7 protein-coding genes, 1 pseudogene and 1 CRISPR repeat array are annotated in these 11,040 nt (G+C 59.6%); all 8 genes and pseudogenes read left to right on the top strand.

Annotation, left to right across the window (positions count from 1 at the left end; genetic code table 11):
• Positions 1-322: pseudogene (locus ACTZWY_RS19010) on the top strand (hypothetical protein); the annotation flags it as partial.
• A 159-nt stretch (positions 323-481) separates the two neighbouring features.
• Positions 482-2,665: a CRISPR-associated helicase Cas3' gene (cas3, locus tag ACTZWY_RS19005; protein ID WP_444792285.1), complete on the top strand. Its 2,184-nt coding sequence runs from the start codon at positions 482-484 to the stop codon at positions 2,663-2,665.
• Positions 2,666-2,675: 10 nt separating this feature from the next.
• A complete protein-coding gene (gene cas5c / locus ACTZWY_RS19000; RefSeq protein ID WP_444792284.1) occupies positions 2,676-3,332 on the top strand; it encodes a type I-C CRISPR-associated protein Cas5c in 657 nt (218 codons plus the stop codon).
• Positions 3,329-5,134, top strand: coding sequence for a type I-C CRISPR-associated protein Cas8c/Csd1 (gene cas8c, locus ACTZWY_RS18995; protein ID WP_444792283.1), 1,806 nt, complete (start codon positions 3,329-3,331; stop codon positions 5,132-5,134). Before cas5c ends, cas8c begins: the two co-directional genes overlap by 4 nt.
• Positions 5,131-6,045, top strand: a complete 915-nt coding sequence (gene cas7c, locus ACTZWY_RS18990; RefSeq protein ID WP_444792282.1) for a type I-C CRISPR-associated protein Cas7/Csd2 — start codon at positions 5,131-5,133, stop codon at positions 6,043-6,045. Before cas8c ends, cas7c begins: the two co-directional genes overlap by 4 nt.
• Positions 6,032-6,661: a CRISPR-associated protein Cas4 gene (gene cas4, locus ACTZWY_RS18985; RefSeq protein WP_444792281.1), complete on the top strand. Its 630-nt coding sequence runs from the start codon at positions 6,032-6,034 to the stop codon at positions 6,659-6,661. Before cas7c ends, cas4 begins: the two co-directional genes overlap by 14 nt.
• The gene (gene cas1c / locus ACTZWY_RS18980) at positions 6,658-7,671 is read left to right on the top strand and encodes a type I-C CRISPR-associated endonuclease Cas1c (protein ID WP_444792280.1); all 1,014 of its coding nucleotides are present in this window, start codon (positions 6,658-6,660) and stop codon (positions 7,669-7,671) included. Before cas4 ends, cas1c begins: the two co-directional genes overlap by 4 nt.
• Positions 7,672-7,673: 2 nt before the next feature.
• On the top strand, positions 7,674-7,964 hold the full coding sequence (cas2, locus tag ACTZWY_RS18975) for a CRISPR-associated endonuclease Cas2 (RefSeq protein ID WP_444792279.1): 291 nt from the start codon (positions 7,674-7,676) through the stop codon (positions 7,962-7,964).
• Positions 7,965-8,170: 206 nt separating this feature from the next.
• Positions 8,171-10,984: a CRISPR direct-repeat array (repeat unit 32 nt; unit sequence GTCGCCCCCCACACGGGGGCGTGGATTGAAAC).
• Positions 10,985-11,040: the final 56 nt, after the last annotated feature.

Here is an 11,040-nt window from a genome sequence, read left to right as displayed (position 1 = left end):
CTGTTTCGCCACGATTGGCCTTTCGCGCGCTACCTATGGAAGTGCTGGAAAGATCCGCGAAGTAATCAAGAATGCCTTCATCAACGCTGGCCTTCCGCCGTTCGCCCCGCACAGCTTCCGCAAGATGCTGGTGAAATACGGCGATCAAAAGTGCACTACGCGTGAGGAGTTTAAGGCATGGTCTCAGAACCTTGGCCACGCCTCCGTCGTTACCACGATCAGTGCTTATTGCCCAGTGTCCAACGAACGCCAAGCAGAATTGATTCGAGGGTTGAGTTTGGCCGCATGCGCCACCCGCGATGACTATGTGCTAAAAAAATGAATTTGAATATGATTTGACGATCTCTGATCGAGCTGATCGAAAGAACAAAGGGGGAAATAAATGACTTGCTTCATTCCAGCGCAATGGTGCAAATTTCTGGTATTCGTCGACAACGAAATTAGCTTGCAAGACTATCAGAATCACAGCCTAGGATAGCCTTTGATAGATTATGCTCACTCTGTAATTGGCCAGCCGAAAGATTGTTGGGAAACGCTGGAAGATCATCTTGCGGCAGTGGCGCGCACGGCGGGCGAGAATGCAGCCGCAATAGGCGCACAACCTTTGGCAGAGGCCGCAGGTTGGCTGCATGACCTTGGCAAGGTAAAGCCGGGATTTCAGGACAAATTGAATGGCAACCTCAACAACACCTCGCATAGTGGCGAAGGTGCACGATATGCGGATGCGCATATTAGGGGCGTAAATGGCAAGCTGGTTGCCTTTTGTATAGCGGGCCATCATTCGGGCCTGCCCAATGGTCTGGCACGCTCGCATGGGAAGCCGTCGACCCCGCTGCGCGAAAGACTGGAACAAAGCGAGGATGTCGCGCTGCCGGATGGGGTTTTCCTGCCGGAACAGAAACTATCCGTACCGTTGAATAGCCTTCCCGAGAATCCGTATTTTGAGGTGCACTTCTTCACCCGGATGCTGTTTTCAACCCTTGTGGACGCGGATTTTATTGAAACCGAACGCTTCTATACCCCTAATGCGCCACGCGGCACACAAGCGGAATTACACGTACTGCGCGATGCGTTGTCGAAGACGCTTGAAGCGTTTCCGCCGCCCAAGTCGCTGTTGAATCGGCTGCGCACCTCGATTCTTGCCGCTGCCGCTGACCGGGCCGCATTGTCACCGGGCTTCTTTTCTCTGACAGTGCCGACGGGAGGGGGCAAGACCTATGCCTCGCTGCGGTTTGCGTTGGATCACGCTTTGGTCCACGGGCTTCGTCGCGTTATATATGTAGCGCCCTTCACTGCGATCATCGAACAGACAGCTGATGTGTTTCGCGAAGCTCTGGGCGACAATGATGCTGTGCTGGAGCATCATTCCGCCTTTGATCAGCAGGACATCGACAATAAAGACGATGAAGATGCTGCAGAACGCATGAAACTGGCTGCGCAGAACTGGGACCGCCCGATCATCGTCACGACAGCGGTGCAACTTTACGAGAGCCTGTTCGCCAACCGCACGCAAAAATGCCGCAAGCTGCATAGCATCGTGCGTTCAGTGATTATACTTGACGAGGCGCAATCGCTGCCGGTGAATTTTTTGCGCCCCTGTCTGGCCGCGTTGAAGGAGTTGACCCGTGGCTATGGCTGTTCGGTGGTGCTATGCACCGCGACGCAACCAGCGATCAGCGATGATGACGGGCTGAACGTGCCAGAGGCGATTGTAAAAGCCGAAACCCGCGAAATCGCCCCCGACCCGGACCACCTTTATGCCCAGCTGAATCGGGTGGATGTGCAGCAGGTGGGAACATTGAGCAATGACGCGCTTGCGCATCGCGTTGCGGGACGCAAGGCGCTGGTGATTGTCAACAACAAGCGCCAAGCACGCGTATTGTTCGACCTGCTTGGTAAGGGTGCGGCGCTGCATCTAAGCACCAATATGACCGCGCGGCACCGCCAGCGGATTTTGGCCCGGATCAAGGATGGCTTTGATGGCCCCGTAATTTCAACTGCGCTGGTAGAGGCTGGCGTAGATCTGGATTTCCCCGAAGTCTGGCGTGCTGTCGCGGGGCTGGATTCTATTGTTCAGGCCGCAGGGCGCTGCAACCGCAACGGGCTTCTCGACAAGGGGCAGGTATTTGTCTTTGAACCCGAAGACGGGTTTCCGCCGCCGCCCGAACTTGCACTGAATGCCACTATTGCCCGCGATGTTATACGCGACTATCCTGACCCATTGCACCCCGATGCCGTGCGCGCATATTTCAAGCGGCTGTACTGGGACCGCAGTGCCGATCTGGACAGTCGGCAGATCATGCAACGGATTGCCGATGCGAAATTCGAATTCCCCTTTGCCGATATTGCCGCCGACTTTCGGCTGATCGAGGAAGTGACCCGCCCGCTGATCATCGGGGCCGGTCCTTATGGTCTGGACAATGCGGGCGAAAACTTGCTGGAACATGGTAAATATCCCGGCGCCATTGCGCGGGCTATGCAGCGCTTCACTGTTTCGGTGGCACCCCGCATTCGCAATGAACTGGTGCGCCTCGGCGCGGCCCATATGGTGCGGCCGGATGAGTTCGGGGATCAGTTTGTCGTTCTGGATAATATTCGTCTGTATGATGAGGAGGCGGGGTTTTCGCCGGAAGACCCAGAAGATCTGGGGAATATAATTACTTAGGGAGGGCTGCGTGGGCTACGGCATCAAACTGCATATCTGGGGCGAGTATGCCTGTTTCACCCGCCCGGAAATGAAGGTCGAGCGCGTCTCTTATGATGTGATCACCCCATCAGCCGCGCGCGGCATTCTGGAAGCGGTGCATTGGAAACCGGCAATTTCATGGGTGGTGGACCGTATTCATGTCCTCAACCCCATCCGGTTTGAAAATATCCGCAAGAACGAGGTCGGCGCGAAAATTTCAGCGCGCAATGCAAAATCCGCGATGGTCTCGGGTGATCTGTCAGGGCTGCATATGGCGGTGGATGACCATCGCCAGCAGCGCGCCACCTTGGCGTTGCGCGATGTGGCCTATGTGATCGAGGCGCATTTCGAGATGACGGACAAGGCCGGTGATGACAGCCCGGCCAAACATTTCGACATTTTCCGCCGCCGCGCGCAAAAGGGACAGTGTTTTCACCGCCCCGCGCTTGGCCTGCGCGAATTTGCGGCCTGTTTCGACTGGGTGGAGGATGTGCCGCAATCGGCGCTCAGGGGGCAGCAGGATCTGGGCTGGATGCTATATGACATAGATTTCGCCAATGACCGGACGCCGCAGTTTTTCCGCGCCGAACTGGTGGACGGGGTGATTGATGTGGCCGCCGCGCGCGACGGGGGAATGGTGCGATGACAATTCTGGCATCTCTTGCGCGGTTGTATGACCGCATGGCAGAGAAGGGCGAAGCCCCGCGCCCCGGTTTTTCGATCGAGAATATTTCCTTCGCTGTGGTGCTGGACACAGATGGCACACCGCTGCGTTTGGCCGACAAGCGCAGCCATGCGGGCAAGAAACCTGCACCGGTGCCCATGGCGGTGCCTGCGGGAAACCGGACATCCGGCATCAAACCCAATCTGTTCTGGGACAAGACCGCCTATGTCTTCGGTGTCATCGCGGTGGAAAGCGAAACCGGGGAGGGCAGGAAAACCCTGATCCCCGGTCAGGGCAGGCGCACGGGCGATGAACATGCGGCATTCGTGCAGACGCATCAGGACCTGCTGGCCGACAGCACCGATCCCGGCCTGATCGCCTTGCGCAGATTTTTGGAACGCTGGCAGCCAGAGGATTTTACCACCCTTGGCTTTCAGACCGATGCGCTGGATCAGAATATCGTGTTCGAATTTGACGACGGGACCGGGCCGGGTTTTGTGCATGCGCGCCCGGCGGCGGCCCAGTTGTTCTCCGCACCGGCTGACGAGGGGCAGGGGCTGTGCCTTGTGTCCGGGGAAACGGGTCCGATCGAACGCCTTCATCCCAAGATCAAGGGCGTCATGGGGGCGCAAAGTTCCGGTGCATCGCTGATTTCCTTCAACAATGACGCCTATGAATCCTTCAGGAAATCGCAGGGCGCCAATGCGCCGGTATCTGAATCCGCAGCCTTCGCCTATGGCACGGCGCTGAACGCACTTTTAGTGCGCGGGTCTGCGCGCAACATCCGCATTGCAGATACGACTGTCGCGTTTTGGGCCGAAGCGCCCGACCCGGAAGTTGCGAATATGTGCGACATCATGATGGGTGATGCCCTTAATCCGCGTGACGAGATGGATGCTCGGAATGAATTGCGCGCGGCGCTGCAGAATGTGGCCGAAGGGCGGGCAGGGGGTGACCCACGGCTGGACCCGCAGGCGCGGGTCTACATGCTGGGGCTTGCCCCCAATGCGGCACGGTTGTCGGTACGCTTCTGGTATCCCGGCACCTTCGGGGATTTCGCGCGCAATGTGACGCAGTTCTGGGACGACCTGAACATTCTGCCCGCGCCATGGAAAGGCCCGCCTGCCGCGTGGTCGCTGCTGTATGAGACCGCACTCAGGGTAGGCGGTAGGCCCAAGCCAGACACGATCTCTCCGCTTCTGGGCGGTCAGGTGATGCGCGCTGTCCTGACGGGACAGCCGTTACCGCGAATGCTTCTGTCTGCCGTTATCGGGCGCATCCGCGCGGATGGAGACATCAATGGCCGCCGCGCCGCCATCTGCAAGGCCGTCATCAACCGAGTATCCAAACAGGAGGGAATCCCCGTGAGCCTCGATCCAGACAATACCAACCCGGCCTATTGCCTTGGGCGATTGTTCGCCGCCTATGCTTATGCTGAGCAAAGCTATGCAAAACGTAACGCAACGATCCGCGACAAATATCTGGCTGGCGCTTCTGCCAATCCGGCGCGCGTTTTCCCCTTGTTGATGCGTGGCTATGAACACAACAGATCGGGCTTGATGAAGGTTACAGATCAGAGGCGCGGAAGCGGAGTTAAGGCGGATCGCGCGGTCTCGGCAATTCTTGAATTACTTGATGGCGCGCAGGATTTGCCCATGTCCCTGAACATGGATGACCAAGGAAAATTCTTTGTCGGCTTCTATCACCAATGGAATGCCTTTTTTCAAAAACCAGAAGAGGCCGCCGATGCCGCTGCCGACCCAATCTTGGAGGATTTTGAATGACCGCCCTACAAAACCGTTATGACTTTGTGCTGTTCTTCGATGTGGCCAATGGCAATCCGAATGGCGACCCTGATGCAGGCAATCTGCCGCGCATGGACCCTGAAACCAATCAGGGGCTGGTGTCGGATGTAGCGATCAAGCGCAAGATCAGAAATTATGTCGAGGCTTCGCATGGCGGCGATGCGGGGCATCGCATCTACATGAGCGAACGCGCGGTCCTGAACGAGGCCCATCAAGAAGCATGGACCGCCACGGGTGTTGCCCCGGCGAAGGGCAATGATTATTCCAGCTTGCCAAAGGATCAGGCTGAAGCGAGATCCTTGACTGATTGGATGTGCGCCAATTTCTTCGACATCCGCAGTTTCGGGGCCGTGATGACAACAGGCGTGAATTGCGGGCAGGTGCGCGGCCCTGTGCAGATTACCTTCGCGCGATCAGAAGAACCCATCCTGCCGCTGGAGATTTCGATCACGCGATCATCGGTTACCAATGAAAAGGACCGCGACAAGGAACGCACCATGGGCCGCAAGCATATCGTGCCCTATGGCCTGTATCGCGCACATGGGTTCATCAATGCCAAACTGGCAGAGAAAACCGGCTTTTCCGAAGATGACCTGCAAACCCTGTGGACCGCCTTGCGCGACATGCTTGACCTTGACCGTTCTGCGGCGCGTGGCGAAATGGCTGCGCGCCGCCTGATTGCATTTCGCCATGACAGCGCGCTTGGCAATGCACAGGCGCATAGGTTGTTCGAGCGCGTCACTGTCCATCGCCGCTCTGGCGATGACGCGATCCCGGTCGGTGACCCGCGCACCCATAACTTGCCCCCCGCGCGTGCGTTCACAGATTACCAGATCACGCTGAACAGCGATAACCTTCCACAGGGCATAGAGATCATTGAACCCTTCTGACGACATCCCGCTTTCGGCACTGCAGCACTGGCTTTATTGCCCGCGCCAGTATGCGCTGATCCATATCGAACGGATCTGGGCTGAAAACTCCTTTACCACCGAAGGGCGGCTGCTGCATGAGTGCGCCGATGCAGGACGTCCCGAAAGCCGCCCCGGCATCCGCGTGCTGCGCGGGGTCGAAATCCGGTCCGATCGATACGGGCTGCATGGGGTCGCCGATGTCGTGGAATTGCGTGGCGGTCGCCCCTATCCTGTTGAATACAAACGCGGGAAACCGAAAACGCATCGTGCCGATGAAGTGCAGCTTTGTGCGCAGGCCCTTTGCCTTGAAGAAATCTTCGCCTGCAACATACCCGAAGGCGCGCTTTTCTACGGCCAGACCCGGCGACGCAGCCTTGTTCCCTTTGACGCTGAGTTGCGCGCATTGACGATTTCGGTCGCGGATGCAGTGCGCGCCTGCCGTGACGCTGGCACGTTGCCCACGCCCGGCTACAAGGCGGAGCGCTGTGACCGCTGCTCTTTGCTACAGGATTGTCGTCCGCAAATTACCGCGCGCAGCCAAAGTGTCGCAAACTGGCTGGAACGCGCGATTGCGGAGCAGGGGGTGCCAGAATGAAAAAGTTGCTAAATACCCTTTACATCACATCCGAAGGGGCATGGGCGCATAAGGAGGGCGCCAATGTCGTTGTCCAGCTTGAAGGCAAGGAACGCGGGCGCGCGCCGTTGCATCTGCTTGGGGCAATCATCTGTTTCGGGCAGGTGGGCGTTTCGCCGCAACTGATGCATGCCTGCGCCGAGGCTGGTATCTGTATCACATATCTGGGGTGGTCGGGCCGGTTTCTGGCCCGTGTCGAAGGGCCGGTCAGCGGCAATGTGCTTTTGCGTCGGGTACAGCATGACCGCACCCTGAATGACCCGCTGCCTGTGGCCCGCGCTATGGTCGCGGCCAAGGCCGCCAATCAACGCGGTGTGCTGCGTCGGGCGATACGCGATTACGGTGATCCCGATGGCCGTCTGGACGCTGCAGAACGTCGGCTGTCAGATGTCGCGCGCCTTGCGCTGGCAGCCCCCGATGGTGACAGGCTGCGCGGTCAGGAAGGCGAGGCCGCCAACGCCTATTTTTCGGTTTTTGCCAATCTGATCCGGGTGAAGGATATGTTGTTTAACGGCCGCTCCCGCCGCCCGCCGCGCGATGCGGCAAATGCGCTGTTGTCGTTCCTGTATGTGCTGCTGGCCGCTGATTGCCGCGCTGCGCTGGAAACTGTGGGCCTTGATCCGCAGATGGGATTTCTGCATCGCGACCGACCCGGTCGCGCCAGCCTTGCGCTTGATCTTATGGAAGAGTTTCGCGCGCCCCTTGCCGACCGCCTGTGCCTGTCGCTGATCAATCGCCGCCAGCTTGGCCCGCGCAGTTTTCAGCATCAGGAAACCGGCGGCGTCGTCTTGACAGACGAGGCGCGCAAGACCGTCCTGACCGCCTGGCAGGAACGCAAGCGCAGCCCGATCGAGCATGTCTTCCTTAAGGAAAAACTGCCCTTCGGGTTGTTTCCCCATGTTCAGGCGCAACTTCTGGCACGGCACCTGCGCGGTGATCTGGATGGATACCCCGCCTTCATCTGGAGATAGGAATGCTGGTTCTGATCACCTACGATGTGAAAACGGATAGTGCCGCTGGTCGTCGCCGGCTGCGTCGGATAGCCCAAGCCTGTCTCGATTTCGGGCAGCGCGTGCAGTATTCGGTCTTCGAATGCGATGTCGACCCCGCAACATGGACAGCATTGCGCGCGCGGCTGCTGTCAGAGTATAACGAGAAGGAAGACAGTCTCAGATTTTACCACCTTGGATCAAACTGGAAGCGACGTGTCGAACATCACGGTGCAAAACCCGCCACAGATTTCGACGGTGCGCTTATTCTCTAATCAGTTTCGACACAGGCCGGAATCTGATGCCGCGCACCCCAAGCGGACACCAAAACCCCGGCATGTTCGCAGTTCTCCCTAGTATTTGAAATTGTTTATAATTTTTATACCGTTTGCCACAATTGGCACGCGATGACTTGGCTTTGACTGATGTTCGCAAAGAAACAGGGTTTTGCTCAATGAAAGCATTCTGTTAAGCTAGAAGGGTCGCCCCCCACACGGGGGCGTGGATTGAAACAAGTCGATTGCACAGGCCAATCCGGCGGGCAACGTCGCCCCCCACACGGGGGCGTGGATTGAAACCCTTGCCGACGCGGATTACGTCAACGGCCCCGACGTCGCCCCCCACACGGGGGCGTGGATTGAAACGTGATATTCAATTCGGCAACGCAGGATTGGGCGCGTCGCCCCCCACACGGGGGCGTGGATTGAAACTGAAAGCAAGCGGCGCAAACTGGCGCATGATGTCCTGTCGCCCCCCACACGGGGGCGTGGATTGAAACTCGCGTGTGCGCGCGCGCATGCGAGCACGCACATGTCGCCCCCCACACGGGGGCGTGGATTGAAACAAGCATTTCCAGCGTTGGCAAATTTGGCCGCGATGGTCGCCCCCCACACGGGGGCGTGGATTGAAACCTGTGTGCCCGTCTGGACCTGACGCCCAACACCGAGTCGCCCCCCACACGGGGGCGTGGATTGAAACCCCGCGCGGCTTTCGCAGGCCTGCGGACGGATCGGTCGCCCCCCACACGGGGGCGTGGATTGAAACACAGCAGATGATCTGCGCAGCTGGGCCGCTGCAAGTCGCCCCCCACACGGGGGCGTGGATTGAAACGGTTGTGCTGCATCTACATCGTCGCCATGGCCATGTCGCCCCCCACACGGGGGCGTGGATTGAAACAGCGGCACCCCGACCGCGAATGTCGTTTTGTCATGTCGCCCCCCACACGGGGGCGTGGATTGAAACTGCGCTACTGCATCCGCAAGCCGCGCGGCATGGTCGTCGCCCCCCACACGGGGGCGTGGATTGAAACGGCCCCCCGCAGCATGTCGTGGACTGGACAATCACGTCGCCCCCCACACGGGGGCGTGGATTGAAACCCCGGCATGATGCACGCCGCCGCGCAGCAATGGGCGTCGCCCCCCACACGGGGGCGTGGATTGAAACCACTGGATCACGCCCTGCCGCAAGCGCCTTGAAAGTCGCCCCCCACACGGGGGCGTGGATTGAAACCTGCAAACGGCCCACGGGCGCCCGCGCAGCCACGTCGCCCCCCACACGGGGGCGTGGATTGAAACCAGCGCGATCACCGGCAGCGCACCGATGACGTTGTCGCCCCCCACACGGGGGCGTGGATTGAAACCAGTTATAGGCGCCCGCCCAACAACATAGCAGCGAGTCGCCCCCCACACGGGGGCGTGGATTGAAACAGGCCAACAACGTGCAGGCCGCAATTGAGGCAGTGGTCGCCCCCCACACGGGGGCGTGGATTGAAACGCGCTTGGGCCAACAACATACACCGGCGGCCCGTGTCGCCCCCCACACGGGGGCGTGGATTGAAACTGGTGGCAGAGCAAAGGGGCGCAAGGGTGACGGCGGTCGCCCCCCACACGGGGGCGTGGATTGAAACATCGCATCAGCGCGATTTACATTTGCGACATACGTCGCCCCCCACACGGGGGCGTGGATTGAAACATCCACCCCCATGACCGCCGCGCGGCGGTCCATTGTCGCCCCCCACACGGGGGCGTGGATTGAAACCGCGTTTTTCAGGCCCAGCTTGTGCCGGGCCTGTTGTCGCCCCCCACACGGGGGCGTGGATTGAAACATCCGAACAGATCAAGCTGTCGCGGGAACGGAGCGTCGCCCCCCACACGGGGGCGTGGATTGAAACATTTCGATAGTCCTTTGGCTGGTGCGCTTGATTGCGGTCGCCCCCCACACGGGGGCGTGGATTGAAACAACGTCGCCGTATTTCGTCGCAGCGTCGTCATCGGTCGCCCCCCACACGGGGGCGTGGATTGAAACATCCTTGGCCCCATCGCAAACGCGCTATCAGGCGGTCGCCCCCCACACGGGGGCGTGGATTGAAACTATTTTGGTCAGCGTGACATATGCGAGATGCAACGTCGCCCCCCACACGGGGGCGTGGATTGAAACGGCTTCCCATTGCGCGCGGTAATCGGCCGCGAAAGTCGCCCCCCACACGGGGGCGTGGATTGAAACGCTTGATTGTCTATTGAGACGCGCGACTCGCGCGGTCGCCCCCCACACGGGGGCGTGGATTGAAACTATTGCGTTGCATCCGACACTGTTTATTGAGTCGTCGCCCCCCACACGGGGGCGTGGATTGAAACACGCTGAATGCGCTGATGGTGTGGCGGGCGCGACGTCGCCCCCCACACGGGGGCGTGGATTGAAACGGCACACGGGTAATTCGCACCCCGACAGTTTAGGGTCGCCCCCCACACGGGGGCGTGGATTGAAACCCTTCCTGAAGGAGATTCATGACGTCCTAAGCCGTCGCCCCCCACACGGGGGCGTGGATTGAAACTCGACCATCTGCACGATGGCTGGGACTTGCTGGCGTCGCCCCCCACACGGGGGCGTGGATTGAAACTATGAACTGGAAAGCGGTCTGACTGTGACCGAATGTCGCCCCCCACACGGGGGCGTGGATTGAAACTCCGGAGCGTGCTGCAACTGACGCATTCCAGCGGCGTCGCCCCCCACACGGGGGCGTGGATTGAAACACCAGATCGGGACAACCAGCCTTGCCAACGTGGCAGTCGCCCCCCACACGGGGGCGTGGATTGAAACCGTAAGTGTTGGAATAGTCTTCCCGCCAGTCAGGAGTCGCCCCCCACACGGGGGCGTGGATTGAAACATGGAACAGATCGCCATGGGCGCAGACGAAGATCGTCGCCCCCCACACGGGGGCGTGGATTGAAACAACCGCCTTGCGCGGATTGATATCGGACACGGACGTCGCCCCCCACACGGGGGCGTGGATTGAAACCCTCTTTATGCTATATTAGGGTATCCGTCCGGTCTCCCTGCTCTGACGGGGTGATA

Origin of the sequence: Roseinatronobacter sp. NSM, assembly GCF_052379845.1 — a bacterium.
In the GTDB taxonomy this organism is placed as follows: domain Bacteria; phylum Pseudomonadota; class Alphaproteobacteria; order Rhodobacterales; family Rhodobacteraceae; genus Roseinatronobacter.
Note: the sequence above shows the minus strand (reverse complement) of the source record. Positions and strands in the feature narration are given on the sequence as shown.

What these genes read in the sequence shown, in the direction of transcription:
- cas8c (WP_444792283.1), top strand. Translation starts at nt 3,329, where the DNA reads ATGACAATTCTGGCATCTCTTGCGCGGTTGTATGACCGCATGGCAGAG.
- cas2 (WP_444792279.1), top strand. Translation starts at nt 7,674, where the DNA reads ATGCTGGTTCTGATCACCTACGATGTGAAAACGGATAGTGCCGCTGGT.
- cas1c (WP_444792280.1), top strand. Translation starts at nt 6,658, where the DNA reads ATGAAAAAGTTGCTAAATACCCTTTACATCACATCCGAAGGGGCATGG.
- cas7c (WP_444792282.1), top strand. Translation starts at nt 5,131, where the DNA reads ATGACCGCCCTACAAAACCGTTATGACTTTGTGCTGTTCTTCGATGTG.